Origin of the sequence: Nocardia sp. NPDC052316 (genome assembly GCF_044547795.1) — a bacterium.
Lineage (GTDB): Bacteria > Actinomycetota > Actinomycetes > Mycobacteriales > Mycobacteriaceae > Nocardia.
Map to the genome: position 1 here is coordinate 313,100 of NZ_JBIUBB010000003.1, position 25,930 is coordinate 339,029.

The following is a 25,930-nucleotide window of genomic DNA, read 5'->3' on the forward strand; positions in this document are numbered from 1 at the left end:
ATATGACGATCCTCGGTATCGGCCTGGACTTGGTGACCATCTCCGAGTTCGCCGAACAGCTCGAACGCGCCGGAACCACCATGCTCCGGGAGAGTTTCACCGCGGGCGAGCGGCGCTACTGTCAGAGCAAGGGGACCGATCCGGCGCGTAGTTACGCGGTGCGCTGGGCGGCGAAGGAAGCGGTGATCAAGGCCTGGGCCTCATCCCGCTTCGCGCGCCGTCCGCAGATCGGCGACAATCCGTACCCGCTGATCGAGGTGGTCAACGACGCGTGGGGCAGGCCGAGCATCAAGCTGCACGGCCTCGCCGCCGAATTCCTGCCGCGCGCAAGGGTTCACCTGTCGCTGACGCACGACGGCGACACGGCCGCCGCGATGGTGGTGCTGGAAGATCCGGGCGAACTGGTCGACCTGATCGAAGGCCGGGAAACCCCCGCCTGAGCGTCTATCCTGTACAGCCGCATGCCAACTGAAGTTCCGCAGCCCGAAATCGCTTGCGGTGCGGGACATCAGGCGGCGTGCGGCTTTTCAGCGTTCCCGGCTGAGGCGGCGACGCTGCAAGGCCCACCACGCTTCGAGGGCGCGATCGGGGTCGGTGAGATCGATACCGGTCAGGTCGTGGAAGCGGCGTAGGCGGTAGCGCACGGTGTTGGTGTGCAAGCCCATCTCCTTGGCGGTGTTGTCCACCCGCATGCCGTTGCCCAGATAGTGCGCGACGGTGTCGAGCAGCGTTGCGGCACTGTCGTTGTGGCCGAGCGGCGTGAGGTAGCGGCGGACGAGTTCGTCGCCGATCTCGGTATCGGCGAGCACCGCGGGTAGCAGCCCGAGATCGGCCAGCTCGTAGACGCCGGTGCGGTCGAAGGCCTCGGCGGTCGCCATGGCTCGCGTGGCACGGCGAAACGACGGCTCCATCCGATCCAGCCGGGCGGGCGGTCCGATGCCGACCGCGGTCTCGATCTCCCTGGCGGGCATGTGGTCCACCACGCCGGCGATGTCGCCGTCGACGAGGGCGAGCAGGCCGTGCGGACGGTCGCCGGACGGTGTGTGCTCGAGCAGCCGCGCCACCTGGTCCGCGGGCAGCTCGGGGTGCGGGCGGGCGCGGATCGCGCGGTATTCGCGATCGGAATCCAATCCGTATCGTTCGACCTGGGCCCGGATCTCGGCGGCGCCGAGGGTGCCGAACAAGATGCCGCGGACCAGGTCGGCGCGGCGCTGCTGGTCGTGGCGGGTTCGTTCGAAATCGGCATCGATATGGCCGCGTGCCACCGCGAGGATCGCGGTATCGGTGAGCGCGAGCAACTCATTGGTCAGACCGAGCAGCTGACTGTCGCCGATGCCGAGCCTGCGGCCCGTGCTGACCACCTGGTCGATGGCGATCCGCACGGCCAGCCGCCAGCCGCGGAACATTTCGGTCACCGGGATCCCTTGGCGCCCTCGTGTCTCGCCGTGCGCGGTGAACACCGCGAGTTCGGCTGCGGTCAGCTCACGTCCGTCGGCGAGTACCCGCAGGAACTGGTCGATGGTGCGGCGGGTGGCCGGCGCCAGCGTCTCCGGATCCAACTGCGCATAGGCGGGGATCTCCGCGCGCAGCCGCTTGATGGCCAGCGCGGTCAGGTCTGCGGACCGCGCGGACATCTGAGCAAACAGTGCGCGGCGATTCGCCGACGGCCCTGGGCTGGACATACTCCTGGAGGATAGCCCGTGTTCCGGATTCAGCAACTAGGCGGCTATGTGAACTCAGCGCCCGCTGGCCGAGCGGGATTCCTTCTCCGCGACCAGCAGATAAGCCACCATCAGGCGTTTGAGCTCGGACACCGCCTCGGCGTGGCTCTGCTCGTCCTGCACCGAGAAGTTCAGCATCGAGTAGACGACGTGCACCAGCACCTCGGCCATCATGGTGCGCCGCGCCCGCGGGGTGCGCGGCGTCAGCGGCCGCAGCATCTGCGAGACGACCTCGGCGAACTCCTTCTCGTGGATCGCGCCCGTCGCCCGCGTGGACGGCGTGGACTGCATGGCCAGCCACACTTCGCGCCGGGACGGGTCGTTCATCCATAGATTCGCCAGATGGTCGACCAACTGGTTCATGTGCCGCAGCCAGTCCAGCGACGGGATCTCACCGTGGAAATCGGCGAGCTCCTGCGAAACGGCCACCAGGTCTTGCCGATTCAGCTCACAGACGATGACGTACTTGTTGGCGAAGAATTGGTACAGCGTGCCGATGGGCACCTCGGCGCGCGCCGCCACCTCTTCACAGGTGAACGACTCGAACCCGACCTCGACGAGCAGTTCGCGCGACGCCTGCAACAGCGCGTCGAACTTGCGTTTACTGCGCTCCTGCGTGGGCCGTCGCCGCGGCATGAGCTCCTGCGGGTCGTCCTGCAGCTCCAACGCAGGGTCCAGACGTTGGTGCTTCGACCTGGTCTCTGCGCGTACTTCCACGTATCCAGGCTAACGGTATGGACACACCCACGACACGCGCACGGCTTCTGCGTGTTCATCTTCTGTCCGATTTCACTACCCATCCAGATCGAATGTGGCGCCGAACACATACCGAGCGCGCGTGGCTTCTGACGCGCGAACGGACCAGGAGGGCGCGACCTGTGGTAGCTCGATCAGTGGTAACTCTCGGCGTTTCCACCGAACGTGGCGCCGTGCACGCGGTAGCTTTCGCCGACACCGGCGCACGGCTACCCGAGCGCGTGCTGCTGCATCGGGTGAAACGAACGCTCGGTGACGGCAAAGCCGACTTGGCGGAAGCGGTCGAGACGGCGTTGGACGAACTCGCCGCCGAACTCGGCCAGGACCACGAGATCGTGGGCGCGGCCGTCACTTACCGGGACGCTGCCGAGCGGCGTGCCATCGTCACCAGGCTGGCGTCCGGTCAGTGGCACACGGCTTCCCTGGTGTCGGCCAAGGCCGCGCATCTCAGCGTGGCCGGGATGATGACCTGGCTCGACGAATTCGACGATCTGCTGATCTGCGAGGTGGTGCCCGGCCATCAGGCCTTCACCCTCGTCGACCGCGGCCGTCGCCGGGTGCTCGCCTCGATCAGCCAGGCGGGCGGCGCGACGGCGGACTCGATGGGCGCCGCGGTGACGGCGGCCTGGGATCAGTTCGAAGCGGCGGCGGTCCGGCCGGACGCGGTGGTGCTGATCGGTTCGGCCGCAGGCAAACCCGCGGTCGTCGCGGCGGCGGACGCCTTCGGTGCGCCGGTGATCCCCTGCAAGACCTCGGCGGCCGCGTCGGCGGCCGGTGCCGCGCTGTACGCGATGGCGGACGTGGACGGCGTCGGCGAGACCGAAGATCGGGTGCGCCGGGTGCGTGGCGGCGCTGCGGTATTCGCGGCGGCCAGCGTGCTCGCGGGCGGGCTGGTGGTCGGCGGCGTGTACGTCGCGGGTGGCTCGTCGCGGACGTTGCCGGGTGCGGTGGTGAAGGACGCGCACGTCACCGCCGAGTCGAAGGTGGTCGTCAGCGGGTCGGGCGCGGACACGCCGGACCGGATCCGGATCGATACGCCCCGGGTCGAGGGTCCGGTGCTGGATCGTCGCGCACCCGTCGTCGCGGCGGAGCCGGAAATAACGGTCATCACGCTCGATCCCGTCGAATCCGGGCCGCAGTACTCCGCCCAGCTGTGGGGAAGCACGCCGCAGGATCGCACGGAATCGTTGATCCCCGCCGAGCCGGCGCGCGACTCCGAAGCCAAAGCCACGACGCCGCTGACGTCGGGTTCGGGCGTCCCGGCGACCACCAACAAGGTCGGCGCTCCGAACGGGTCGCTGCTGTTCCCCGGCGAATCGCCGCCCCCTCCGGCGTTCACCGCGGAGTCGTATACCTGGTGGGACAACCACTTCCGGATGATGTTGCAGTGGGCGGCTCAGCAGATCATGGCTACCTGAGCCGAAATCGCCTGCGGCGTAAGGTCCGTCCCTTCCCGGAATCGGACCTTACGCCGAGCGGATGCCGGCGGGTCAGTTCTTTGTCCTGCGCCGCAACAGCGCACCCGCGGCGAGGTACCCCGCCAGGCCGATACCCGCGCACCACAGCACGGCCAGCAGCGCGCTGTTGCCGATCGGGGTGCCCATCAGCAGACCGCGCAAGGTTTCGATCACCGGTGTGACCGGCTGGTTCTCGGCGAACCAGTGCAACCCGCTCGGCATCGACTGCGGCGGGACGAAGGCGCTGCTCACGTACGGCAGAAACATGAAGAAGAAGGTGGACCCGTTGGCGGCTTCGGGATTCTTCGCGAGCAACCCGAGCGCGGCCGCGACCCAGGACAGCGCGAGGACGAACATCGCGATGATGCCGTATGCGGCGAGCCAGCGCAGCGGGTCACCGGTGGGCCGGAAGCCGATCGCCACGGCCACCAGGATCACCAGCGTGGTGGTGATCAGGTTGCGCAGCACGCTCTCCGCCACATGCCCGGTCAGCACCGACGACCGGGCAATGGCCATGCTGCGGAATCGATCGATGATGCCGTTGGTGAGATCGGTGGACAGGCTCACCGCGGTGGTGGCCGAACCGAAGCCGGCGCAGAGCAGGATGATCCCTGGCACCACGTAGTCGATGTACGCGCCGCCGACGTTCATCGCGCCGCCGAACACGTAAGCGAACATCAGCAGGATCGCGATCGGCACCGCGACGGTCATCAGCATCGTGTCGGGACTGCGCACCGTGTGACGCAGGTTGCGGCTCAGCATGGTGGCCGAATCCTGTACTGCCAGCCGGGTATTCATGATCGTCGTCACAGCGCCGCTGCTTTCCGCGTGGTGGGATGCCCGGTGAGGGCGAAGAACACGTCGTCGAGGTCGGGGGTGTGGATGGTCAGCCCGTCGATGGTGATCGCCTGGTCCTCGAACTGATCGAGCAGCTGTTTGAGGGTGCCGACGCTGCCGTCCGAGGGCACCTGCAACGTCAACTGTTCGGCGTCCACCTCGGCGCCTGGCACGGCAAGGGCCGCGGCGGCCAGGCCGTGCTGGTCGGCGAAGCGCAGCTGGATGTGCCCGCCGGGGGCGAGCCGCTTCAGATCGCCCGGCGTGCCCTCGGCCACGATCTTTCCGTTGTGCAGCACCGCGATCCGATCCGCCAGTTGGTCGGCCTCCTCCAGGTACTGCGTGGTGAGGAAGATGGTCACGCCGTCGGCCACCAGGTTTCGGATCACCTGCCAGAGTTCGCGGCGGCTGCGCGGATCCAGGCCGGTGGTGGGTTCGTCGAGGAAGATGATCCGCGGCGCGCCCATCAGGCTCATAACCAGATCGAGCCGTCGGCGCATACCGCCGGAGTAGGTCGCGACGCGGGCCTCGGCGGCGCCGGTCAGCTCGAATCGGTCGAGCAGCGCGGCGCTGCGTTCGGCGATCTGCTGCTTGCTCAGGTGCAGCAGCCTGCCCATCAGCCGGAGATTTTCGGCGCCGGTCAGCACGTCGTCCACCGCGGAGTACTGACCGGTGACGCCGATGAGGCGGCGCACGGTATCGGCCTCGTGCGCGAGATCGTGGCCACCGACCCGGATCTCGCCACTGTCTGCGCCGGTCAAGGTGGCCAGGATGCGCACCATCGTCGTCTTGCCCGCCCCGTTCGGGCCGAGCAGCGAGAAGACCGTTCCCGCCGCCACTTCCAGGTCGATGCCGGCCAGCACCGTCTGGCCGTCGAATGCTTTGGTCAACCCGCCGATGCTGACAGCGGGTGTGGATGGGACTGTCATGTGGTTCCTCGAGTCGAAACTGTGTATGGGTTAAACTTAGTTTAAACGGTACACAGTTTTTGGCCCGAGGGAAGAGGCGACGAGAAAAAGGGGTCGACAGTGGTGGACACGCCGGAGGCGGACAGCGGCGCGGCGGCGCAGGCCAAGTCCTTCGCATTGATGTGGGGCCTGGACGAGCAGGGCACGCGCGGACCGAAGCGCGGGCTGAGTCTCGATCAGGTCATCGACGCGGCGATCGAGGTGGCCGATGACGAGGGGGTCGCGGCACTCTCGATGGGGCGGGTCGCCAAGCGGCTCGGCTTCACCACGATGTCGCTCTACCGCTATGTGGACAGCAAAGACACCCTGCTCGTCCTGATCTCGGATCGCGCGCTCGGGCTACCCCCGGAGTTGCCGGTCGGCGTCGGGTGGCGGGCCGGGATGGAGGCCTGGGCCGCGGGCGTATCCGAGTCGCTGCGACGGCACCCGTGGTTCGTCGATCTGCCGCTGGCCGCGCCCCCACTGGGGCCGTGCAATATGGCCTGGCTGGACGCGGGGCTGGGGATGTTCGCCGAAACCGCCGTGCCCGAGCCGATCAAACTGCAACTCGTCATGAATGTTTCGTTGTATCTGATCGGCCGGATGCGGGTCGCGAAGGAGCTGGCGGCCAGCGGCGACAACGCCGAGTACCCGGTCATGTTGAGCCGGGTACTCGACCCGCAGCGCTACCCGGCGCTGACCCGCGCCCTCGCCGCCAGGGTGTTCGACGATGACGACGTGGAGTGGGACGACGGTGGACTGCGATTCGGTCTGAACCGCCTGCTCGATGGCTACGAACAGTTCGTCCGATCGTTCGAGGAGCAGCCCTAGACCGACAGATCGCGGCGCAGCTTGGCGACGTGACCGGTGGCTTTGACGTTGTACTGGGCGACCTCGATCTTGCCCGCCTCGTCCACCAGGAAGGTGGAGCGGATGACGCCGGTGACGGTCTTGCCGTACATCGTCTTCTCGCCGAACGCGCCCCACGCGGTGAGCACGGCCTTGTTTGGGTCCGACAGCAGCGGGAAGGTGAGCTGCTCGGCGTCGCGGAACTTGGCCAGCTTCGCGGGCTTGTCCGGCGAGATGCCGAGCACGGTGAGGCCCGCGCCGTCGAGTTCGGCCAGGTTGTCGCGGAAGTCGCAGGCCTGTTTGGTGCAGCCGGGAGTGCTGGCGGCGGGGTAGAAGTACACGATCACCTTGCGGCCGCGGTAGTCGGCGAGCGACACGTCCTTGCCGTCGGCGTCGGGCAGCGTGAAATCGGGGGCGGCATCGCCGGGGGAGAGTCGTTGGTTGTCGGTCACGTCCTGCACGGTAACCGACGGCTCGGACACTCTGTCGCCAGACGGAACGACACTGTGTGGACCGACAGAACCGCGCCGCGCACACCTCGGCTGCACTGTGCGGACCGACAGAACGCCGCGCGCCCCGGGTCGGCGCCGCGCGGACCGATAGACTCGGCCGGGAGCTGAGGGTGACCCGCGAAGGCCGAACACGCACCGCGATTCGAGCCCCGGCGCGGCACATCAAACACAGGAGGCCTGAACGTGGCGAAGGATACCGAGCGGATCGAGCAGGAGATCGAGGCCGCGCGCACGCGGCTGGCGAGCACGCTCGACGAACTCGCGGTGCGCGCGGATCCGCAGCGGATCGCGAGCGACAGCAAGCAGATCGTGCTGCGGAAGCTGAACGAGCCCAAGGTGAAGTACAGCCTGATCGGCGCGGCCGTCGTGGTGGTCGGGCTGGTGCTGGTCAAGATCTTCCGCTGAGTCGGGGCCGAACAGCAGAACACCCGGTGTGCCTGGCACACCGGGTGTTCTTATCTCACGGGTATCAGACCGTGGGGCAGGCGAACCCGTCACCGTCCGGATCCAGGTGCGGGCCGTAGCCCGGTTCACCGCGAAACAGTGGTGCCCGGTTGGCGCGCTTGGCGTCTTCACAGTTGGCGAAGGCGCCGCCGGCCGAACCGGTCTGCGTCAGACCAGCCGAACCGGTTGCGGCCGAACCGGTGTCGACGGCCGACGATCCGGTTCCGGAGGAACCCGAGGGAGGCTGAGCCAGCGCGGTCGGCGCCGCAAGGAGGGTCAGTCCCGCGACGGCAGCGCTGAGGGTAAGCCGGCGAACGTTCATGTATTCCTCTAAATAGTTGCTGCGATGGATAGGCGTCCGACCGGACGCCGCATCCACTGTTGTGACGCCTCGCCCGCTTGTCAACCGCGTCGCCCGAGAACTAGGGCATTAGGGGATGCCCTAGTCGCGGCGTTCACTCGCCGAGGCGACGGCCCGCCACGTGCTCGGCGGGGATGTTTCCCATGCGTCCTGCCTGGTAGTCGTCCATGGCCTGGATGATTTCGGCGCGAGTGTTCATAACGAACGGCCCGTACTGGACAACCGGTTCTTTGATCGGCCGGCCGCCGAGCAACAACACCTCCAGATCGCCGGTCCGATTGTGTTGGCGCGCATCGGCACTCACCGTGATCGCGTCGCCGGGGCCGAAGACGGCCAGCTGTCCCTCGCGCAGCGGCCTGCGTTCGGCGCCGACCGTGCCGCTGCCGGACAGCACGTACGCCATTGCCGTGAAGTGTTGCGGCCACGGCGTTTCGAGCTGTCCGCCGGGGCTGATCGAGGCGTGCGCGTATGCGATCGGGGTGTAGGTCGAGCCGGGGCCGTCGAAGCCGCCGACCGAGCCCGCGATGAGCCGGACCAGCGCGCCGCCGTCGTGCGAGCTGACCAGGGTCAGCTCACCGGCGCGCAGATCCTGGTAGCGCGGTGCGGCGAACTTGAGCGCGCGCGGCAGGTTGACCCACAGTTGGATGCCGTGGAACCAGCCGCCCGCCATGACCAGCTGCTCGGTGGGCAGCTCGTCGTGCAGGATGCCCGAGCCCGCGGTCATCCACTGCGTGTCGCCCTCGCCGATCACGCCACCGCCGCCGTTGGAGTCGTGGTGCACCATGGCGCCGTCCATGACGTAGGTGACGGTCTCGAAGCCGCGGTGCGGGTGCCACGGCGCGCCCTTCGCCTCGTGCGGCTCGTAGGCGACCGGGCCCATCTGGTCGAGCAGGATGAACGGGTCGGCGGTGCGCAGGTCCACGCTCGGGAACGGCCTGCGTACCTCGAACCCCGCGCCTTCGCGCTGCTTCGGCGCGCTGACCACGGTGCGCACCGGGCGTTCGCGCATGGTCTCGGTGGGCTGGGGCAGGCGCGGCAGGATCATGAGGTCGGGGACGGTGATGGCGGGCATCGGAGCCTCCTGGGAGGGGAGTTGGTGTCCATGTCAACCAACTGTGAGTAGACTTCATTCCCATGGAGTGGCTGAGTGACGACGAGCAGGCGACGTGGTCGGCCTACATCCGCCTGCGCCAGCGCCTGGACGCGGCGATCGCGGAGGGGCTGACCCGGGACGGGCTGTCCGCGGCGGACTACGAACTGATGGTCGCGCTCTCGGCCGCGCCGGGTGATTGCCTGCGGGCCAAGGATCTCGCGGCCGAGGTCTGCTGGGAGAAGAGCAGGTTGTCCAAGCATCTCGCCCGGATGGACGCGCGCGGGCTGGTCGACCGGCAGCCGGTAGCCGAGGACGCCCGCGGGGTGCTGGTCAAGCTCACGGCCGAGGGGCGCCGCTTACTCGAACACGCTGCCCCGAACCATGTCCGGCTGGTACGTGAGGTGTTCATCAACTGCATCACCCCTGAGGAAGCCCGCGCCCTGCGGACCCTCTCCGACAAAGTACTTGTGGCAGTAGAGGACTCGACCCACTCCGCCCTGCGTGCGTGAGTGTTCGATGAGCAGGGGGCTGCGGTCGGCGTTTCCGAGGAGCCGACCTACCGCAGTTCCCCTTGATCTTGAAACGGTCGCCCAGTGGCGACTGATGCGCCGCAGTAGTCGGCTCGCCCGGGCGGTGGTGGGCTGTGCGGTCAGTTGTTCGGCGCGGCGTGGGGGTTGCGGAACAGGCGGCGCCACCACGAGGTGGTGTGGGGGGCCGGCGAGGAGGTGCTCGCCGACGCGCCCGGTGCTGGCTTCGGGCGACGCTCGGCGCGCCATTGCTCGACGATCTCTTCGGTATCGACCGGGGCGATGCGGACGTAAGGCCCGTGCGGCAGGCGCAGCCAGTCGACTACGCGCTTGTTGAGCTCGCGCACGGTCTCGCGGACGGCGCGTTCGGAGTTCAGTTCGCGCACCGTGTCGGGCAGGCGCTCGATATCCCGGCGCAGCAGCAGCGACGGTGGCAGGAGTGCGTCGCCGCTCACTCCTTCTTTACGGAGGTAGCCCTTCAGCCACCAGTTCTCGTCGTCGCTGCCACGCGGAATCGGTTTGCCCGCCCCGGGCAGATTCTCGAATTCACCGCGTTCTGTCGCCTCACGGATCTGCTTGTCGATCCACGATTCGAAATCCAGTTTCGCTGGTTTGCGCTCGGTCATCGCGTCACCTTTGACGGCGGGTGCATTGCCACCATGCTACCGAACGGGTCGGCCCGGACGCCGAAGCCGATGTCCGGCAACGGATCACGTCCACGGTGTGATCGGCGGCTTCACCCACATCAGCTTGTCCTCGGTGTGCTCGCGCCGCGCCGCAGGATGGCCGGGGTGCCTGGCGGCCCAGTCGTCCTTCTCCGTCAGCAACCGCGCCACCGTGGCCCAGGTCTCCTCGGTGCTCGGCGGGTTCGTGTCGGCCGCCCTGGCGAGCTTGCGCCGGGTCGCCGCGGGCATCGCGAGCAGTTCGGGTCCGGTGATGCCGAGGTGCCAGACGTAGCTTGCGAGACGCCGGGCCTTCTCGGCGCGGCTCTTGGCCGCCGTGTCGCTGTGCGCGTAATCGGTCATCGCGGAAGTCCAAAGGTCGGTGGTGCACGACCCTATCCGGCGGCCGGGCGAGATGCGACGACGCCTCCCCGCGGTCGGGCGGGGAGGCGTCGTGGCTACGCGTCGATGCGCGGCCGAACGGGGCGGCGTAGTCGAGTCGCTGCTCAGTACGCGCCGTTGACGTTGTCCATCGAGCCGTACGTGCGCGCCGCGTAGTTGCAGGCGGCGACGATGTTGGCGACCGGGTCGTAGATGTCCCAGGAGGTGCCCTCGACGTGGTACGCCCGGAAGGTCGGGTCGATCACCTGGAGCAGACCCTTGGACGGGATGCCCGCAGCGGCGTTGGAGTCCCACAGGTTGATCGCCTGCGGGTTACCGGTCGACTCGCGCATCACGTTGCGGAAGATGCCGTCGTAGCTGCCGGGGATGTTGTTGGCCGCCATGACGTCGAGGGCCTGGCGGATCCAGCCGTCGAGGTTGTCCGGGTAGCTGGGGGCCGGTGCGGGCAGCGGCGCCGGGATCGGCTCGGGCACGGGCACCGGGATCGGCAGCGGCGCGGGCATGGGTGCGGGGGCGGCGACGGGCTCGGCGGCCGGGTGCTGCTCGGCGACCATCGCGATGCGAGACGGGACGCTGTCGTCGGCCACCGAGACCGCGGAGGAGGCGGCAACGGCCACGACGCCTGCGGCGGCGATGGCAAAGGTCATGCCCTCGCGAAGCGTCGAGCGGCGGAGCGGGAAAAAGCGTCTGTCAGGCATGACGAAATCGGTTCCTTTGTCGGGGACAGGTCTCGATCCGGGCGCGCGCAGGCAGCACGGATCCGGGGCGGGCACGCGGTGGGCGCTCGCCGGTACGGTTGATGTGCTGTTGTCGGGTTTTGTTGTGGGGGACGCTGTGGTCCCCGGAACGCGACGTCAGTGGTGCGGTGCCGGGGCGCTCACTGCGAGCCCGGCCGCGATATCGCGTGCGACTCCGCATCCTCGATGCGGAGAGAAAGACGGCCTCTCGGCGCGCCCATTCGGCGGAAGGTTGGGGTTAGCGGGTCCATTGCCGGATCCCGATCCGCCGACCGCGGCTGGCACGGGGCCTGCCGTTGCGGTCGTTTTCCGAATGTGTGTGAACAACTCCTCGGTGTAACCAAACTCCAGGTCGCTTTATGACCTGATCGCAGAATGGTCACGCTAAGTGAACGCACGGTGAACGAATAGTTAATGATATGCGCTACCGATCTTGGAATCCCTCCCCGGTAGTTGCCGAACCGTTACCTAAGCAGGGGGTTTGCTGCTAAACCGAATGTGCGACACGTCACAGAAATTTTCGGCTAACAGACCCGGCTTTTGCTGCCGGACCGGGGTGTTCGTCCGGATTGAGACCGGTGAGACGACGGCAAAATCGGCTCGATCACGGTGTTTTCCTCGGAAGATCCGATCCGGTCGGTCCGCGGGACCGAATACAGGAGAGCCGCTAGCCGCCGACGCCCCGCGACCGGGGAGACAGGGAACCGCCGTCCATGAAATCGAACAGCCTGGCGTGCCGCACCGGCGTTCTCGCCGCCGGGACCGTGCTCGCGGTGCTGCCGCCCCTCGGCGTCGCAGCCATGACGCTCGGCACCATGACCGCGGTGGACATGCCCGAGGGGGCCGGGCGCGATATCGCCGCCCGGCAGTACGCGGTCGTGCCGATCGACGCGCGTTCGGACTTCTGCGACGGCAAGAATGCGGGGCATTACGTCGATCCGGCCGACCGGGCCGTGTTCTATCGGTGCGTGAGTTCGCGAACGCAACCCATGGCGACGTATCAGTTCCGCTGTGCGGAGGACGGATGGTACGACGAGCGGCGCTTGATCTGTGTGGGGCGAAGTCCCCGTTGATGGGCGGAAACTGGCCGGTGCCAAGGTGATTCGCGGTCTCCGGTGCGTTATCTGCTCATCCGGCAATGATCTCCGCGAGCCGCCGCCGGACTCGAACCCCGAGGTGCCCGACCCGCGGCGACAAGCTGCTCGGCGGCGAAACGCATTGAGCGGGTGTCGGAGTCGAGCCCCCCGTGTGTCAGGGCACGGCGCAACAATCGGTACGCTGAACACGGCTCTCCTGTGCGGCCCGGGGGTAGCCACGATCATCACCTACAGGACGGCACCTGAGGTGTGGCATGGTCCGTCGGTTCGATGCGTCGCTCATCGCCCTGTGGTTGATCTTCTTTCTCAACGGCGCGGTGCTGTCCAGTTGGGCGCCACGGATCCCCGAGGTGCAGCACGAACTCCACCTCACCGATGGTGTACTCGGCGGCGCGCTGTTCGGGGTCGCTGCCGGATCGGTGCCCGCGCTGGTGGCCACCGGCGCGCTGCTGCGGCGGGCTCCGGGCAACGCCGTCTGCCTGCTGTCTTCGATCGTGTTCGCGGCAGCATTGCCCTTGATTGCGCTGGCGCGCAACGGAATCGAGCTCGGACTCGTATTGGCAGTGCTCGGCGCGGCCAGCGGCTGCCTGGATGTTGCCATGAACACGCTCGGGATCCGGTACGAGGAGCGTCGTCGATCGCGCGTCCTGTCGCGGCTGCACGGTGGGTACAGCCTGGGTGTCTTGGCCGGCACGGGCGCAGGTGCGCTGGCCGCGCACTTCGATGTCGCGGTCGGTCTGCATTTCGGTGCCGTCGCCGTCCTGTTGAGCGTTGTGGCGCTAGGGGTTTCGCCGCTGCTACCCGCCGACGCGACCGTGCCCGCCATCATTGCCCGCCGCAGACGTCCGGCCCGACTGCCGCTTTCGGTCGCGGCGCTGGCAGTGGCGGCCCTGCTCATGGAGGGCATGATCGCCGATTGGTCGGCGCTGCTGGTCGGTCGTGATCACGGTGGCGGCACCAGCCTCGGCGCCTTCACCCTCACCGCCTTCAGTTGCGCGATGTTCATCTCCCGCAGCGTCGGGGATGGACTGGTCGACCGTTTCGGCATACGCCGCATGATCCGCACCGGATCCGTGGTCCTCCTCGCTGCCATAGTGGCCGGTCTGGCCTTGTCATCGCCCGTCTGCACCCTGCTCGCGATCACGATCAGCGGCCTTGTCCTGGGCCCGCTCTTCCCCTTGGCAGTGTCGGCCGCCGGACTCGCGGCCCCCTCGGACATAGCCACGGCGACCGCGAAAGTAAGCGCCATCGGCTACCTGGCCTTCCTCGGCGGCCCACCCCTCGTCGGCGCCGGCGCCGAATTGTTCTCGCTGCCGCCGACGTTCGCCCTCGTCACCTTCGCTTGCGGCATCACCATCGCCTTCGGCAGCCGCCATCGGCCGCTGTCCATCGGTGATACGGAGGGTGACCGAAACCGTTCAGGCGAACGGCGTGGACAGAAATAGCACCCCTGCCCGGCTCGACAGCACGGACCAGCTTGCTCGTGGCGGCGGTACGGGGCGCCCGGCCTGGCTCGCGTCGGTCCGACCAGACGGATCACCGGTGCTGAGGTGTTGCTCGAAGACCATGCGCGCAGCCGACATTCACGAGGACAACCGGTTGTCCTGCGAATTTTCGGCGCGTCACCAGGTGGTCGCTGAGACACTGGCGGTGCCCGACCTGTTCAGCGTTGCCGGGTCGCGGTGTGGGTGCCGATCGGGTGGACAGGAGCGTGATCGCATGTCGCAGAGGTCGAATCAACGCGGAACCCGAGCCGAGGACGCGGTGCTCGTGGCGGCGGGCCTGGCGGATCTGGCGCTCAGCCGGGTAGGCCCGATGGTGAATTGGGCGCTGGGATTATTACGGCGCTCCGACTTACCCGGCATGGCCGGCGAGGCGGAGAACGATCTGAAGGCGCGTGGCCGGTTAGCGCTGGACCGGAACTCGCTGCTGCCGCCCGCCCACCTCGAGATCCTCGCGCAGCAGGTCCTCGCGCGCGAAACCGGTTCCGGTGCGCCCTGATCGGCACGACGCCTGCGCGTTCAAGGCTCGCGTCGACGACATCCTCGAGGAGTTCGTCGGGCACGAACGCGACCAGCTGCTCGCCATAGATCCGCGGCTACGTCCGGTGGGCGATCAGCTCGTAGCGGCGAGCGGGCAGGGGAAACGGCTGCGGGCGGCGTTCTGCTACTGGGGTTGGCGCGCGGCCGGGCAACCGGACAGTAGTGCCTTTGTCCGCGCCGCGGCTGCCTTGGAATTGGTGCACGCGGCGGCGAGCGTGCACGACGACATCATCGATGACAGTCCGCTGCGGCACGGCTTGCCCACCGCACAGATCGCCCTGCACGAACCGCTCTATCGCGCACCGGAATTCGCGCAGACCGGTAAGGCACTCGCCATGCTGGTCGGGGATCTGCTGATGGCGTTGGCCGGCCAACTGTTCGTGACCAGTGGTCTGCCTGCGGCCTACCTGTCGCGGGCGCGCCCGCTGTGGGCGGTGCTCGCGCGGGAACTGATTGCCGGTGAGTGCCTCGAAATCCTGTGCACCGGTGCGGTTCCGGATGTAGCCGAGTCGCTGAAGGTGGTCCGGTACAAGACGGCCAAATACACCGTCGAACAACCCCTGCTCATCGGTGGCGCGCTCGGTGGCGCGAGTGACGCGCTGCGGAAAGCCTTCTCCGCGTACGGCTTACCGCTCGGTGAAGCCTTCCAGCTGCGCGACGATCTACTAGGACTCTTCGGTGAGGAAGCCCGCACCGGAAAGGCGAATCTCGACGATTTGCGCGCCCGTCGCCCTACCGCCCTGCTCGCCGAAACCTGGCAGGCGGTCGACCGCCCGCAGCGCGAACAGCTGACCCGGCTACTGGCGCACGGTGAACCCGACGAGGGGGTCCTGTGCGAAGTCCGAGACCTGATGACCCGGGTCGGCGCACCCGAGCGCATCGAGCAGATGATCACCGACCGAGTCGAGGAGGCCACGCACGCCCTGGCCGACGTGCCCGCGCCCGCCGCTCGCGCGCTGACCGAACTGGCCACCGCGGCCACCGCGCGCCGTTACTGATCCCGCACCATTTCGCCACCGACACAAGGAGTCTCGATGAACCGGACGCAAACGTCGATGGACGCGCTGCGCCTGCACGGTGACGAGCTCGCCGATGCCACCGTGGCCACCCTGTTCGAGCGCGGGGAGGTGGGCAAGTTCAACACCCTCATGCGCTACGTCTCCACCGCCGGGTCGCCGCTGCCCGACGACCTGCCCGAGGTCGCCCGCGAGTACCTGCACACGACCGCCGCGCCGCCCGCCTGGGTGGACTGGGACGAGATGGAGAAGGCGAGGCTGTTCTTCATCGACAACAACGTGCACATCTCCACCGCGCTTTCCTTCGCCGCCATGCCCGCCTGTTACGTCATCCCGCAGGTCGCGAAGCTGTTGTCGGCCACCCACTCCCTGGAGTACCCGTCCAAGAGGATGGCCGAGACCGGCCAGTTCACCGTCTACCTGATGCAGCCCGACGCCTTCGAGGCCGGCAGCCGTTTCATTCCCGCCGTGCAGAAGGTGCGGCTGCTGCACGCCGCGATCCGCCACCACCTGTCCCGCGAAAACCGTTGGGACACCGCCACCTGGGGGACGCCGATCTGCCAGGAGGACATGATCGGCGGTCAGCTGCTGTTCTCGATGCTGGTCCTGGACAGCCTGCACCGGTTGAACATCCACATGAGCGTGGACGGCGCCGAAGCCTACTTCTACGCCTGGCGGGTGGTCGGCGCGATGCTGGGCGTCGACCAGGAACACGCACCGAAAGACATCGAGTCCGCCCGAGAATTCCTCGACCTCTATCTGCTTCGACATATGGGGCCCAGCCAGGAAGGCGTGAACCTCACCCGCCAACTCATCGACCTCTACGAGGAGGTCGTGCCCGGCACCCTCTTCGACCCGGTCGTCTCCGCCCTCATCCGCTACCTCATCGGTGACACCTGCGCCGACTGGCTCGAGGTACCGCGCACCGCCTGGGACACCGCCATCAAAACCGTCCCCGCTCTACTCGGCATCCTCGAAACCATCGAAGACAGTTCTCCTTTGGGGGAGTGGGCCCTCGACCGCCTCGGCCACCTCACCACCTGGTTCGAACTCAGCTCCCTCACCCGAGGCCGTGTCATGCAGTACGCCATCCCCGAAGAGCTCAAACATGATTTCGGATTCGCGTCATCGGTCTCGCGCAGCAGCCGTTGGGTTCCGCCGGACCCCACCTTCGCCAGCGGCTGATGCCTGCGGAACCACCCCTGGTACCCGCATTTCGAGAGCCTAGCGACTCCGCCCGAAAGGCAAATGCGTCGTGGTCAGTTCAAGAAACGATCACGGCGCCGGTAACCGCGGGCAGTCGCGGTCCATCCACAGCTGCCGTCGCACCGAATCATCTCTGTTCGAACAACGAGGCGTCGGTCTTCGCTGTCGTCGGACGCTCTCGGGATCGGTCGCAACTAGGAGGACAAGCTGTGCTCGCTGTGTGGATAGGTGCTCTGCCGCTCGCGCCGCTGGTTGCCGAACCGCACACGGCAACGAAGGGCGGGGCAGCGTGACGCCGATGGCTGACCCTGCGGAAGCGACCGGGCTCGCCGCATCGGGCTTTTCGCGTCGCTCGCTGATCCGTGGGGCGGGCGGGCTCGTGGCAGCCGCGGCCGCGGGAACGCTGTGCTCGGGGACCGCGGCGGCAACCGTGGATTCGAGCGCGTGGACCGGCCTGCGCAGTCGATTGCGCGGCACGCTCGTGCTGCCCGAGGACCGCGAATACGAAGCGGCGAAAGCGCTTTTCGACCGGCGGTTCGACGGCAACACACCCCTCGGAGTGGTCGAGGTGGCGCAGCCGCAGGACGTGCAGGCGGCGGTGTCCTTCGCGCGTGAACACGGCCTGCCCATCGCCGCCAGATCGGGCGGCCACTCGTTCGTCGGCGCGTCCGCCTCGACCGGTGCACTGGTGATCGACGTACGGAAACTCGACCAGATCAATGTCGGCGCCGACCAGGTCACCGTCGGCGCCGGGGTGACCAGTCTCGCGGCGGTGACCCAGCTGGCCGAGTCGGGTCTGGCCCTGCCGATCGGCGTCTGCGCCGGCGTCGGGCTCACCGGTTTGACGGTCGGCGGCGGTCTCGGGGCCGATGTGCGCCGCTACGGAATGACCTGCGACCGGCTGGTCTCGGCCGAACTCGTGCGGCCGAACGGCGAAGCGATACGAGTCGACGCGGCCACCGCGCCGGACCTGTTCTGGGCACTGCGCGGTGCGGGGGGCACCACCGGCATCCTCACCTCCTTGACCTACCGCACCATCCCCGCGACGGCGAAAGACATGGTGCGACTGACCTTTCCGGGTGACAAGGCAGCCCGTGTGCTCAACGGCTGGGCGCAGTGGATGCCCACCGCCGATCGTGGCGTGTATGCCAGCGTCCTCGTCTCGGCGGACGACGGTCTGCAATGTCTGGTCCGGATGGTGTGCCCGGCCGGTGCCGGACCCGCGGCCGCCGCGGACTTGAGCGCCGCCGCCGGGGTCGAGCCGTCCGCCGCGGACCACCGCACGCTGGAGTACTTGGCCGCGGTACACGACCTCGACATGGGCAGGCCGCGGCCGGGATCGCTCCGGGTCGCCGGCTCCGACGTCGTCGCCCAGTTTTCGCCCGCCGTTGTCGACGCCATCGTCGGTGTCATCGCCGCCCGCGCGGACAGTGGGGCGTCGGGTGTGGTTGTCGCCGAACCGCTCGACGGGGCCGTCCAGGAGACCGCTCCCGACGCCACCGCTTTCCCGTGGCGCGCACACGCGGCGGCATTGGAGTGGGTGGTCCGGACCCCCAGCACAGTCGACGAAGCCCACAATTGGATCATCAGCGCAAACCGCGCCGTAACCCCCTTCTCGTCCGGCGGATACCTCAACCACGTGCAACCCACCGACACGGTGCAGCGCTGTTTCGCACACAACTTCCCGCGAGTGCAGTTCCTCCGTCAGACCACAGACCCGGACCGTCGGCTGCGGTGGGGGATCAACGGGTAAGGGGTGACTCCGGCTGCGCTTCGCGGAGCCGCTCGCGGCTGACCGCGAGCAAGCGAGAGAGACTGGCGGGCAGCTATCCCGCGTTCAACCATTCGCGCAGGTCGTCAAGCGCGGTTCCATCGCTGTCCGCATCGATGCTCGCGGCGAGATCGGCGATGGTGACGGCGGCGAGGGCGGTGCGCCATGCGTTGTCGGCGGTGGTCATGGCGCGCATGACCGCGCAGCGCGTGCGACAGCTTTTCGCCGGCAGGCCGAGCGGTCCGTTCTGCCGAATCTCGGTGCAGCGGAAGGCTGGTTCGGCACCGTCCACCGCTTCGACCACCTGCAGCATGCTGATCTCCGCGGCGGCACGCGTCAGCACGTAGCCGCCGGTGGGCCCGGGTACCGATCGGACGATGCCTGCTCGCGACAGCGCTTGAAGATGTTTGGCCAGATAAGCCGTGGGGACGCCGTGCAGCTCGGCCAGTCGTGCGGCGGGGATCGGTGCCAGCGCCTGTCCGAGCGAAACGCAGCAGTGCATGGCCCATTCGACGCCTATGGACATCTTCATGCCGTCAGCATATCTCGGACAACAACTATCCGAGACTGTGTTATAACTTGGACACAAAATGTCCGAGATTGAGGTTTGTCATGGCTACTCTCCGAGACCATCCGGTTCCCACCGCGAAAGATCGTGTGACGCTGGCGTTTGCGGCACTGGCGCTGTTCGTCGCGGCGGCCAATCTTCGCCCCGCGATCGCCGCGGTGTCCCCGCTCGTCGATCGAGTTCGCGCCGATCTCGGCTTGTCCTCGACCGGGATCGCCCTGTTGACCACCGTCCCCACCCTCGCGATGGGATTATGCGCACCCCTCGCCGCTGCGGTAGGCCGTCGCTGGGGTCTGCAGCATGGCGTGCTGATCGGCTTGACGGTGGTCGGGATCGCCACCGCCGCACGTGGTTTCGGCACCGCGACCTGGCTCCAGCTCAGCTGCGCCGCCGCTGTTGGCGCGGGCATCGCGATCGCGCAGACGCTGCTCCCCGCGGTCGTGAAGTCCCGGTTCGCCGATCATGCTGGCCTGGTCACCGGTATCTACACCGCGGGTTTGGGCTTGGGCGGCGCCATCGCGGCCGGTATCAGCGCACCGCTGGCCGACGCGCTAAATTCCTGGCCCGGCGCGCTCGCGTCGTGGACCGTACTCGCCATCGGTGGTGCGGTGCTGTGGACGGCGGCGCGGACGGCGCTGGCGCTCGGTGCGGTGTCCGGGCCGCAGGGTCCTGCGACAACCGGTCTGCCGTGGCGCAGTGCGACGGCGTGGATGATCACATTGCTGGCTGCGGGCAACTCGGCGCTGTATTACTGCGAATTGGCTTGGGTCGCACCACTGTTGCACGACAGCGGCTACCCCGCGGCCGAGGCGGGTTACCTGCTCACCGTGCTGATCTCGATCCAGGTCGTCGCCATGCTGGCGGTGCCTGCCCTGCTCGGCGAGCGCAGAGACAAGCGCATCGGCCTCGGCCTGACCGTGACACTCACCGCCGTCGGATTCCTGGGATTGGCGCTCAGTCCCGCCTCTGCCACCTGGCTGTGGATCGTCGCGCTCGGCATCGGCCACGGCGGACTGTTCACGCTGGTACTGACGGTCCCGGTGTCCATGAGCCGCGATGTCACCGAGGCGGGACAATACAGCGCAATGGCCTTCTTCCTCGGCTACGCCGCCGCGGCGGTGGCGCCGATGCTCGTCGGCGCCCTGCGCGACGGAACCGGCGACTTCCGGCTCGCGTTCACCCTGCTCGCAGCCGGGGCGCTCCTGTTGCTCATCCCGGTGGCCCGAATGGTCCGCCGCGACTAAGCGCGGTTCGTCATCCGGCGCCGACAGGGTTGAAGCAGGCTCGAGGGGACGTCACCGCCGGGTCTGTTCGTTATCGTCGGCCGCGGCACCATGCGAGGGGTGGCCCGCCGTCATAGGGTTCCTCGAAGAGGCAGATCGTCATGTTGCCGGTCATGACGAACGTGCAGGGGTATCTGGCGTCGGAGCCGGTGGGGCAGCCCATCCAGGTCAGCGGACCCTCGGTGTATTCCGAGGGTTCGGCGGTCAGCGTTACCTGCGTGCCTGGCCGCCACCGCGACGTGCAAGTCCCCGCAATGGGACTGCACGTCGTGCCGATCGGAGCGACGTGCACACGAGTACCGGCGTCCACGGACATATCCAGCTGCACCGTTGCCGGACGGGTGCTCGGCAGCTTTTCGAAGACCTCCGGCGCGAACTTTTGGAGCAGCGTGATCGTTAAACCGACCACCACCAGCATCCCGAAGAAACTGCCGATCGCATCCAACGCCGTACTCGCCGAGGACTTCTGCGCTGATGGATCCGGCGGCTGGCCTTTTGTAGTCACGGCGGCGAGCGCAGGGGCAGCTGCTGCTTGCCGCTTCTGGTTGCGGCCGTCGCCCTGCTCGTCGGGGTCGGTGGCCGCGGCGATGGCCGCGAACACCGACGACGGGACGAGCACGGGCACGAACACCGGCGTCAGCTCGAGCGTCTTCTTCAGTTTCGTGCGGTGCTCCTGGCAGGCATGACACTTACCGACGTGCCGAGTCAGCTTTTCCCGGAGGGACTCGCCGAGCGGGCCGTCGGACCAGCCCGCTCGTTTGAGCTGCCTGGCAAAACCCCGGCACGGGGTACCGGCGGTGCCGCGAGCCATCAGGGTCACCGCGGTGGCGTCATAGAACATCTTGACGCCATCGGAGCGCCATTTCGTCGCGTCCTCGGCCGTCAGGCCGAGCAGGTCGGCCAGATCGGCGCCGGTGGCTTCGGTCGCGAGCGAGGTCCGCAGCACCTCGCGGTAATTGTCGGGCATGCTCTCGATCGCATCGTTGAGCAGGTCGATGAACCAGGGCCAGTCCCGCCGCATCTCCACCGCCCGCAGGGCGCCGACGGCGAAATCGCTGGGTTTGAAGGTCTCCATCGTCAGACCGGCGGATTGTTCGGGCTTGCGGGCCTTGAAATAGCCGGCGAACCGGTTGCGGGCGATCCGGAAAATCCAGGGCTGGAACTCGCGCGGCGGTGTCTGCCGAAGCTCGAGTGACCGCCAAGCCTCGAACATCGTCTCCTGCACCAGATCTTCGGCGGCCACCAGGTCGTCTTGCAGCCGAGCCAAAAAGAATCCATAGATCCGCGGCGTCCACAGGTGATACAACCGGGTCCAGGCCGCACGATCACCGGAGACGACCGCAGCGGCCAATTGCTCGCTGCTGGCAGGTGATCGGTCAGTCATCGCTTCCACCGCCCGCCCGATCCGATGCGGCATCGTCGGGGTTGTTTCCGGGAAGTCGACTCGTGGCCGTATCGGCTCCGGACAGCAGCAATTCTATCGTCAGCTGTCCGGCCAGCAGTGCGAGATCTCGGGCAATTTCATTGTCCAGCAACAGATCACCGGTGACGATTAGTGCCGCCAGCAAACTGACCCGAAGCCCGATCATCCTGACATTCATTGCGTCCACCGCCATGTCCTTTCGTTCCGCCGTGGTGGGGGCGCAAAGGATGTGTAGTGCTCCGGACCCGAAATCCGGCTTACCGCAAAGAATCTTGAAGAAGACTGCCGCCGGGTCCACACCGCGCCGGATCCGCAGGGCAGATCAGCTGACCCCGGTGCTGGACGGTTCGACAGCCCGCGAGCAGCGGTGCAGCATCCGAGCCGAGCTACGCACTGGTCGGCACGAGCGGTGAGCGTCCTGACACCACGGCAGGCCGGGGTGCTCGCGGCCGGGTCCACCTTGCTGCTCATCCCGGTGGCCCGAATGGTGCGCCACGACTAGGCGGGATCGGTGCGGGAGCCCACGGACACCGAAGGTGGTCCTTGATGCGGCCGAGTGGAGCGAGGTAATTGGGCAATGAGGAGGCATGGCCTCGTTGGCAAACGGGATGGGAACTGAAGCCCCCGCGCGGCTAGCTGTAGTCGTCCTGGTCGGCTTCGAGGGCGGCCCAGGAGTCGATGAGACCGGAGGTCTTGGCGGGCACATCGTTCGGACTCGATGGACTGGAGCCGCGGCCAGACCGGGTTTGGTTGGTACGGAACCGGATGATGCCCGAGGCTCGCGACAGCGCTGTGTCACCCCAAACGTCTAGGTTTGCCGCCATGGGTGAGCAACACCGTTGGATCGAACACGCCGTGCTGTCATCCCGCTCGTATGAGGCGGCGGAGCAGGCGCTGCGTACGGCGGAGGACACGTTTGTGGCGGCGATTGGTTCGGCATGGCCAGACTCGGATCCGGACCAGGTGATTGCGGTGTGGAAGGAGATGCGGAAGTCGGCGCAGCACATGAATGTTGCGCAGGCCGCATTCCTCGCAAGTTTGGATCGGCGGGTGACCGCGGACCAGGCGGGGGAGGTATTGCAGGCAGTGTGGGCGGCGTTTCCGGGCTACCCGTTTCATGACGCGCAGCGCGCGCCGGGTGTTGTCGCGGATACGAGGGATCCGGGGACCTGGTTGTTGCATTGGCTGGATGGCCCGGATGGTTGGGCCGCATCGTTTGTTGATCGCGGGCAGCCGGTGCCGGGTGTGACCGTGCGGGCGAAGCGAGACGGTCTGCATATCTCTCCCGGGTAGTGGAGAAAGCCTCTGCACTGGACTGTCCGGGTGCCGGCCGAGGTGAGCGAAGGGGATGAGTTCGGGACCGGATCGGGCCCATGGCCACATCGGAGCCACCGAAGACGGTGTGAAATGAGGAAAGCCCTGATAGTGGAGCTATCAGGGCTTCTGTTATGTGCGCCATCAGGGACTCGAACCCCGAACCCGCTGATTAAGAGTCAGCTGCTCTGCCAATTGAGCTAATGGCGCTTGCTCCGTGTTCCGGTGCGGGACAAACCTTAACAGGCCGAGGCGGCAGATGTGAAATCGCGTCCTGAGCGGGGGTGATGACGGTTCGTTGGCGGGTGTTAACGCCGAACCGGACAGTTCGGATCTATCCGGTGTAACACGTCTGTGTCGGCGCGGCATTCGCGTTGGTGCGAGCGTCTCGGACTGGCAGAATGACCGAACGTGGTCTCGACCGCTCCGCAGACACGGCGGGTTGAGCTGTAGGCGGTTGGGATCCGAAGCCATCGGTGTGCTTCTGATGCACCGAGACTTGAAACGGGGTTGGAATGAGCGTTGGTCATGGTCGGCGTCGGTGGATACGACATATCACCGCACCTCTCGTCGTATTCGCGGTGGCCGCGTCGGTGTTATCGGGGTGCTCTTCGTCGGACTCGGCGGATTCGTCGTCGATCGCCATCGACCGGAACCCGCTGGTCGAGCTGATCAAGCCGAAGCTGCTGTCCCCGATCAAGGATGGCGAGATGGGGGTCTCGCCGGGTGTGCCGCTGGCCTTCCAGGTCGAGGACGGAAAGTTGACCAACGTCACGCTGGTGAACGCGCAGGGCAAGCCGGTGAACGGCAGGCTGGCCGCCGACGGCCGGTCCTGGGAGACCACCGAGGTGCTCGGCTACGGCAAGGTCTACCGCTTGAAGGCGGACGCGATCGGCCTCGGCGGCGCCAGCTCCACCATGCTGAGCTTCACCACCAGCTCCCCGGACAGCCAGACCAAGCCGTATCTGCTGCCCGGCGAGGGTGAGGTGGTCGGTATCGGCCAGCCGGTGGCGATTCAGTTCGACGAGACGATTCCGGACCGCAAGGCGGCCCAGGATGCGATCAAAATCACCACCGAGCCCCCGGTGGAGGGCGCGTTCTATTGGGTGAACAATCGCGAGGTCCGGTGGCGGCCGGAGAATTTCTGGGCGCCGGGGACGAAGGTCACGATCGATGTGAACGTGTATGGCCGTGATCTCGGTGACGGCCTGTACGGCCAGGACAACATCCACTCGTACTTCACCATCGGCGATGCGGTGATCTTCACTGCGGACGACAACACCAAGCAGGTGGTGGTCGAGAAGAACGGTGAGGTGGTGCGGACCATGCCGACCTCGATGGGCAAGAACAGCACGCCCACCGACAACGGCATCTACATCGTCAGTGACCGGCACGAGAAGATCATCATGGACTCCTCGACCTACGGTGTGGCGGTGAACTCACCGGACGGGTACAAGACGCCGGTGGACTTCGCGACGCGAATCTCCTACAGCGGCATCTTCTTCCACTCCGCGCCGTGGTCGGTCGGGCAGCAGGGTTACAGCAACACCAGCCACGGTTGTCTGAACCTGAGCCCGGCGAACGCGCAGTGGGTCTATCAGAACGCGAAGCGTGGCGACATCACCATCATCAAGAACACCGTCGGCGGAACCCTGTCCGGCGTGGACGGTTTGGGGGACTGGAACATCCCGTGGCCGGTGTGGAAGGCAGGCAACGCCGACCCGCGTTGAGCGGCAACGTCAACGGGCCATCAGCAGCAGCTGGTGGCCCGCTTTTCGTTTGCACTCGTTGTGACATCCGCGCGCGTGTCAGTGCGGCAAGTCGGTGTGCAACTCGTCAGAAGTTGTGCGGGCTGTTGCTACAGCCGGACGGGCACCGGGCAAGAAGAAAAAGGCCCGGGTGGAGATTTCTCTCCACCCGGGCCTCTCAGGGTGACCGACGGGACTCGAACCCGCGACAGCCAGGATCACAACCTGGTGCTCTACCAACTGAACTACGGTCACCATCACCGGATGAATACCGGCGCCGTCGATATTAGCGTGTCACCCCTTCGTCTCCCTAATCGGTTTCCGACGAGGCGTTGACCTGGGCCGATTCGGCGGGTCCGGCGGCGCTGCCGATCTCGGCGGCGATCGCGGCGATCTCCGTGGTGGACGGCCCGGGGGGTGCGACGAACGCGGTCCGGCGGTAGTACTCCAGCTCGCGGATGGATTCCTTGATGTCGGCCAGCGCGCGGTGGGCCAGGCCCTTCTCCGGCTGTCCGAAGTAGATGCGCGGGTACCAGCGGCGGCACAGCTCCTTGATCGAGCTCACGTCGATCATCCGGTAGTGCAGGTGGGCGTCCAGGGTGGGCATGTCGCGGGCGATGAAGCCCCGGTCGGTGGCGATCGAGTTACCGGCCAGCGGCACGGTGCGCGGGGTGGGCACGTACTGGCGGATGTAGTCGAGCACCAGCTGCTCGGCCTCGGCCATGGTGACCGTGGAGCGGCGCACCTCCTCGGTCAATCCGGAGCGCGCGTGCATGTCGACGACCACCGCGGGCATGGCGGCCAGCGCCGCGTCATCGGCGTGGATCACCACGTCCACACCCTCGCCGAGGATGTTGAGGTCGCTATCGGTCACGAGTGCGGCCACCTCGATCAGCTTGTCGCTGTCCAGGCGCAGGCCCGTCATCTCGCAATCCATCCACACCACGTATTTATCTGACACGGCAGCAACATTAGCTGTGTCGTTTTCGTGCTGCCTGCGGCGGCGCGCGAACGGGTCTTTCGAAGGAGAAGTCTGCTCCCGCGCAGGGAGGCGAGCCCGCCAGAGGGGTGTGCGGGGATACAGTTTCTCGAGATCGGCACAAGCGTTTTCGGTACGACAGCAAACACTGCGTTAGCAGTTTCGAGTCAGACCAGACGGA

The 25,930-nt window shown here is 67.1% G+C and carries 28 protein-coding genes and 2 tRNA genes; 14 read left to right on the top strand and 16 right to left on the bottom strand.

Going from position 1 to position 25,930, the window contains the following annotated elements; genetic code table 11:
• Window positions 1-2: 2 nt before the first annotated feature.
• Window positions 3-440 (top strand): holo-ACP synthase, encoded by a 438-nt coding sequence (locus tag ACIHA7_RS14060; RefSeq protein WP_107654668.1) that lies wholly within the window; start codon window positions 3-5, stop codon window positions 438-440.
• Window positions 441-527: 87 nt separating this feature from the next.
• Here ACIHA7_RS14060 and ACIHA7_RS14065 read toward each other — a convergent pair whose 3' ends face one another.
• On the bottom strand, window positions 528-1,634 hold the full coding sequence (locus ACIHA7_RS14065; RefSeq protein ID WP_397289260.1) for a PucR family transcriptional regulator: 1,107 nt from the start codon (window positions 1,632-1,634) through the stop codon (window positions 528-530).
• 102 nt (window positions 1,635-1,736) lie between these two features.
• The gene (locus tag ACIHA7_RS14070) at window positions 1,737-2,357 is read right to left on the bottom strand and encodes a TetR/AcrR family transcriptional regulator (RefSeq protein WP_228542308.1); all 621 of its coding nucleotides are present in this window, start codon (window positions 2,355-2,357) and stop codon (window positions 1,737-1,739) included.
• 242 nt (window positions 2,358-2,599) lie between these two features.
• Here ACIHA7_RS14070 and ACIHA7_RS14075 point away from each other — a divergent pair, with 242 nt between their 5' ends.
• The gene (locus ACIHA7_RS14075; RefSeq protein ID WP_397289262.1) at window positions 2,600-3,895 is read left to right on the top strand and encodes a hypothetical protein; all 1,296 of its coding nucleotides are present in this window, start codon (window positions 2,600-2,602) and stop codon (window positions 3,893-3,895) included.
• A 72-nt stretch (window positions 3,896-3,967) separates the two neighbouring features.
• On the opposite strand, the gene ACIHA7_RS14080 is transcribed toward ACIHA7_RS14075, so the two are convergent.
• Both ACIHA7_RS14080 and ACIHA7_RS14085 read right to left on the bottom strand, forming a co-directional pair.
• Window positions 3,968-4,732, bottom strand: a complete 765-nt coding sequence (locus ACIHA7_RS14080) for an ABC transporter permease (protein WP_397290755.1) — start codon at window positions 4,730-4,732, stop codon at window positions 3,968-3,970.
• 8 nt (window positions 4,733-4,740) lie between these two features.
• The gene (locus tag ACIHA7_RS14085; protein ID WP_397289264.1) at window positions 4,741-5,697 is read right to left on the bottom strand and encodes an ATP-binding cassette domain-containing protein; all 957 of its coding nucleotides are present in this window, start codon (window positions 5,695-5,697) and stop codon (window positions 4,741-4,743) included.
• Window positions 5,698-5,796: 99 nt separating this feature from the next.
• Here ACIHA7_RS14085 and ACIHA7_RS14090 point away from each other — a divergent pair, with 99 nt between their 5' ends.
• Window positions 5,797-6,546 carry a TetR/AcrR family transcriptional regulator gene (locus ACIHA7_RS14090; RefSeq protein WP_397289267.1) on the top strand — a complete coding sequence of 250 codons (750 nt, stop codon included), beginning with the start codon at window positions 5,797-5,799 and terminating at the stop codon, window positions 6,544-6,546.
• On the opposite strand, the gene bcp is transcribed toward ACIHA7_RS14090, so the two are convergent.
• A complete protein-coding gene (gene bcp, locus ACIHA7_RS14095; RefSeq protein WP_397289269.1) occupies window positions 6,543-7,016 on the bottom strand; it encodes a thioredoxin-dependent thiol peroxidase in 474 nt (157 codons plus the stop codon). The two genes, ACIHA7_RS14090 and bcp, sit on opposite strands and share 4 nt — an antisense overlap.
• Before the next feature lie 243 nt (window positions 7,017-7,259).
• Here bcp and ACIHA7_RS14100 point away from each other — a divergent pair, with 243 nt between their 5' ends.
• Complete coding sequence (locus tag ACIHA7_RS14100) at window positions 7,260-7,481, top strand: DUF3618 domain-containing protein (protein ID WP_107654672.1); 222 nt, start codon at window positions 7,260-7,262, stop codon at window positions 7,479-7,481.
• Window positions 7,482-7,545: 64 nt separating this feature from the next.
• Here the strand turns inward: ACIHA7_RS14100 and ACIHA7_RS14105 are convergent, their stop codons facing one another.
• Together ACIHA7_RS14105 and ACIHA7_RS14110 are read right to left on the bottom strand one after the other, a co-directional pair.
• Window positions 7,546-7,842, bottom strand: coding sequence for an excalibur calcium-binding domain-containing protein (locus ACIHA7_RS14105; protein WP_107654673.1), 297 nt, complete (start codon window positions 7,840-7,842; stop codon window positions 7,546-7,548).
• A gap of 133 nt (window positions 7,843-7,975) precedes the next feature.
• The gene (locus ACIHA7_RS14110) at window positions 7,976-8,953 is read right to left on the bottom strand and encodes a pirin family protein (RefSeq protein ID WP_397289272.1); all 978 of its coding nucleotides are present in this window, start codon (window positions 8,951-8,953) and stop codon (window positions 7,976-7,978) included.
• 62 nt (window positions 8,954-9,015) lie between these two features.
• Between ACIHA7_RS14110 and ACIHA7_RS14115 the strand changes: the two genes are divergently transcribed.
• On the top strand, window positions 9,016-9,483 hold the full coding sequence (locus tag ACIHA7_RS14115) for a MarR family winged helix-turn-helix transcriptional regulator (protein ID WP_397289274.1): 468 nt from the start codon (window positions 9,016-9,018) through the stop codon (window positions 9,481-9,483).
• A gap of 140 nt (window positions 9,484-9,623) precedes the next feature.
• Here the strand turns inward: ACIHA7_RS14115 and ACIHA7_RS14120 are convergent, their stop codons facing one another.
• From ACIHA7_RS14120 to ACIHA7_RS14130, 3 genes are all read right to left on the bottom strand, one after another.
• The gene (locus ACIHA7_RS14120) at window positions 9,624-10,127 is read right to left on the bottom strand and encodes a DnaJ family domain-containing protein (protein ID WP_397289276.1); all 504 of its coding nucleotides are present in this window, start codon (window positions 10,125-10,127) and stop codon (window positions 9,624-9,626) included.
• A gap of 84 nt (window positions 10,128-10,211) precedes the next feature.
• A complete protein-coding gene (locus tag ACIHA7_RS14125; RefSeq protein WP_397289278.1) occupies window positions 10,212-10,526 on the bottom strand; it encodes a hypothetical protein in 315 nt (104 codons plus the stop codon).
• Between the two features lie 143 nt (window positions 10,527-10,669).
• Entirely contained in the window at window positions 10,670-11,263 is a 594-nt protein-coding gene (locus ACIHA7_RS14130) for a transglycosylase SLT domain-containing protein (RefSeq protein ID WP_397289280.1), read from the bottom strand.
• Window positions 11,264-12,015: 752 nt separating this feature from the next.
• Between ACIHA7_RS14130 and ACIHA7_RS14135 the strand changes: the two genes are divergently transcribed.
• The 6 genes from ACIHA7_RS14135 (at window position 12,016) to ACIHA7_RS14160 (ending at window position 18,416) form a co-directional block, all read left to right on the top strand.
• Window positions 12,016-12,375, top strand: a complete 360-nt coding sequence (locus tag ACIHA7_RS14135) for a chitin binding peritrophin-A domain-containing protein (RefSeq protein WP_397289282.1) — start codon at window positions 12,016-12,018, stop codon at window positions 12,373-12,375.
• 278 nt (window positions 12,376-12,653) lie between these two features.
• Window positions 12,654-13,844, top strand: coding sequence for an MFS transporter (locus tag ACIHA7_RS14140; protein ID WP_397289284.1), 1,191 nt, complete (start codon window positions 12,654-12,656; stop codon window positions 13,842-13,844).
• Window positions 13,845-14,118: 274 nt separating this feature from the next.
• The gene (locus ACIHA7_RS14145; protein ID WP_397289286.1) at window positions 14,119-14,400 is read left to right on the top strand and encodes a hypothetical protein; all 282 of its coding nucleotides are present in this window, start codon (window positions 14,119-14,121) and stop codon (window positions 14,398-14,400) included.
• On the top strand, window positions 14,390-15,439 hold the full coding sequence (locus ACIHA7_RS14150) for a polyprenyl synthetase family protein (RefSeq protein WP_397289288.1): 1,050 nt from the start codon (window positions 14,390-14,392) through the stop codon (window positions 15,437-15,439). The genes ACIHA7_RS14145 and ACIHA7_RS14150 overlap by 11 nt, the downstream gene beginning before the upstream one ends.
• 36 nt (window positions 15,440-15,475) lie before the next feature.
• Window positions 15,476-16,642, top strand: a complete 1,167-nt coding sequence (locus ACIHA7_RS14155) for an oxygenase MpaB family protein (RefSeq protein WP_397289290.1) — start codon at window positions 15,476-15,478, stop codon at window positions 16,640-16,642.
• 319 nt (window positions 16,643-16,961) lie between these two features.
• Window positions 16,962-18,416, top strand: coding sequence for an FAD-binding oxidoreductase (locus ACIHA7_RS14160; RefSeq protein WP_397289292.1), 1,455 nt, complete (start codon window positions 16,962-16,964; stop codon window positions 18,414-18,416).
• A 73-nt stretch (window positions 18,417-18,489) separates the two neighbouring features.
• On the opposite strand, the gene ACIHA7_RS14165 is transcribed toward ACIHA7_RS14160, so the two are convergent.
• Complete coding sequence (locus tag ACIHA7_RS14165) at window positions 18,490-18,966, bottom strand: RrF2 family transcriptional regulator (RefSeq protein WP_397289294.1); 477 nt, start codon at window positions 18,964-18,966, stop codon at window positions 18,490-18,492.
• A gap of 80 nt (window positions 18,967-19,046) precedes the next feature.
• Between ACIHA7_RS14165 and ACIHA7_RS14170 the strand changes: the two genes are divergently transcribed.
• The gene (locus ACIHA7_RS14170) at window positions 19,047-20,246 is read left to right on the top strand and encodes a CynX/NimT family MFS transporter (RefSeq protein ID WP_397289296.1); all 1,200 of its coding nucleotides are present in this window, start codon (window positions 19,047-19,049) and stop codon (window positions 20,244-20,246) included.
• Window positions 20,247-20,316: 70 nt separating this feature from the next.
• On the opposite strand, the gene ACIHA7_RS14175 is transcribed toward ACIHA7_RS14170, so the two are convergent.
• Complete coding sequence (locus tag ACIHA7_RS14175) at window positions 20,317-21,669, bottom strand: RNA polymerase sigma factor (RefSeq protein WP_397289298.1); 1,353 nt, start codon at window positions 21,667-21,669, stop codon at window positions 20,317-20,319.
• Entirely contained in the window at window positions 21,662-22,006 is a 345-nt protein-coding gene (locus ACIHA7_RS14180) for a hypothetical protein (RefSeq protein WP_397289300.1), read from the bottom strand. The genes ACIHA7_RS14175 and ACIHA7_RS14180 overlap by 8 nt, the downstream gene beginning before the upstream one ends.
• Before the next feature lie 524 nt (window positions 22,007-22,530).
• Between ACIHA7_RS14180 and ACIHA7_RS14185 the strand changes: the two genes are divergently transcribed.
• Window positions 22,531-23,001, top strand: a complete 471-nt coding sequence (locus ACIHA7_RS14185) for a hypothetical protein (protein ID WP_397289302.1) — start codon at window positions 22,531-22,533, stop codon at window positions 22,999-23,001.
• Window positions 23,002-23,159: 158 nt separating this feature from the next.
• Here the strand turns inward: ACIHA7_RS14185 and ACIHA7_RS14190 are convergent.
• Window positions 23,160-23,232: transfer RNA gene (locus ACIHA7_RS14190), tRNA-Lys, on the bottom strand.
• A gap of 305 nt (window positions 23,233-23,537) precedes the next feature.
• Here ACIHA7_RS14190 and ACIHA7_RS14195 point away from each other — a divergent pair.
• Window positions 23,538-24,752, top strand: coding sequence for an Ig-like domain-containing protein (locus ACIHA7_RS14195; RefSeq protein WP_397289304.1), 1,215 nt, complete (start codon window positions 23,538-23,540; stop codon window positions 24,750-24,752).
• A 200-nt stretch (window positions 24,753-24,952) separates the two neighbouring features.
• Here ACIHA7_RS14195 and ACIHA7_RS14200 read toward each other — a convergent pair.
• Together ACIHA7_RS14200 and orn are read right to left on the bottom strand one after the other, a co-directional pair.
• Window positions 24,953-25,025, bottom strand: a tRNA-His gene (locus tag ACIHA7_RS14200).
• A 55-nt stretch (window positions 25,026-25,080) separates the two neighbouring features.
• Window positions 25,081-25,731: an oligoribonuclease gene (gene orn / locus ACIHA7_RS14205; RefSeq protein WP_397289307.1), complete on the bottom strand. Its 651-nt coding sequence runs from the start codon at window positions 25,729-25,731 to the stop codon at window positions 25,081-25,083.
• Window positions 25,732-25,930: the final 199 nt, after the last annotated feature.

Coding starts and splice junctions, on each gene's coding strand:
- ACIHA7_RS14060 (WP_107654668.1), top strand. CDS start 3: ATGACGATCCTCGGTATCGGCCTGGACTTGGTGACCATCTCCGAGTTC.
- ACIHA7_RS14065 (WP_397289260.1), bottom strand. CDS start 1,634: ATGTCCGCGCGGTCCGCAGACCTGACCGCGCTGGCCATCAAGCGGCTG.
- ACIHA7_RS14070 (WP_228542308.1), bottom strand. CDS start 2,357: ATGCCGCGGCGACGGCCCACGCAGGAGCGCAGTAAACGCAAGTTCGAC.
- ACIHA7_RS14080 (WP_397290755.1), bottom strand. CDS start 4,732: ATGAATACCCGGCTGGCAGTACAGGATTCGGCCACCATGCTGAGCCGC.
- ACIHA7_RS14085 (WP_397289264.1), bottom strand. CDS start 5,697: ATGACAGTCCCATCCACACCCGCTGTCAGCATCGGCGGGTTGACCAAA.
- ACIHA7_RS14105 (WP_107654673.1), bottom strand. CDS start 7,842: ATGAACGTTCGCCGGCTTACCCTCAGCGCTGCCGTCGCGGGACTGACC.
- ACIHA7_RS14110 (WP_397289272.1), bottom strand. CDS start 8,953: ATGCCCGCCATCACCGTCCCCGACCTCATGATCCTGCCGCGCCTGCCC.
- ACIHA7_RS14115 (WP_397289274.1), top strand. CDS start 9,016: ATGGAGTGGCTGAGTGACGACGAGCAGGCGACGTGGTCGGCCTACATC.
- ACIHA7_RS14120 (WP_397289276.1), bottom strand. CDS start 10,127: ATGACCGAGCGCAAACCAGCGAAACTGGATTTCGAATCGTGGATCGAC.
- ACIHA7_RS14125 (WP_397289278.1), bottom strand. CDS start 10,526: ATGACCGATTACGCGCACAGCGACACGGCGGCCAAGAGCCGCGCCGAG.
- ACIHA7_RS14130 (WP_397289280.1), bottom strand. CDS start 11,263: ATGCCTGACAGACGCTTTTTCCCGCTCCGCCGCTCGACGCTTCGCGAG.
- ACIHA7_RS14135 (WP_397289282.1), top strand. CDS start 12,016: ATGAAATCGAACAGCCTGGCGTGCCGCACCGGCGTTCTCGCCGCCGGG.
- ACIHA7_RS14140 (WP_397289284.1), top strand. CDS start 12,654: ATGGTCCGTCGGTTCGATGCGTCGCTCATCGCCCTGTGGTTGATCTTC.
- ACIHA7_RS14145 (WP_397289286.1), top strand. CDS start 14,119: ATGTCGCAGAGGTCGAATCAACGCGGAACCCGAGCCGAGGACGCGGTG.
- ACIHA7_RS14155 (WP_397289290.1), top strand. CDS start 15,476: ATGAACCGGACGCAAACGTCGATGGACGCGCTGCGCCTGCACGGTGAC.
- ACIHA7_RS14160 (WP_397289292.1), top strand. CDS start 16,962: ATGGCTGACCCTGCGGAAGCGACCGGGCTCGCCGCATCGGGCTTTTCG.
- ACIHA7_RS14165 (WP_397289294.1), bottom strand. CDS start 18,966: ATGAAGATGTCCATAGGCGTCGAATGGGCCATGCACTGCTGCGTTTCG.
- ACIHA7_RS14170 (WP_397289296.1), top strand. CDS start 19,047: ATGGCTACTCTCCGAGACCATCCGGTTCCCACCGCGAAAGATCGTGTG.
- ACIHA7_RS14175 (WP_397289298.1), bottom strand. CDS start 21,669: ATGACTGACCGATCACCTGCCAGCAGCGAGCAATTGGCCGCTGCGGTC.
- ACIHA7_RS14185 (WP_397289302.1), top strand. CDS start 22,531: ATGGGTGAGCAACACCGTTGGATCGAACACGCCGTGCTGTCATCCCGC.
- ACIHA7_RS14195 (WP_397289304.1), top strand. CDS start 23,538: ATGAGCGTTGGTCATGGTCGGCGTCGGTGGATACGACATATCACCGCA.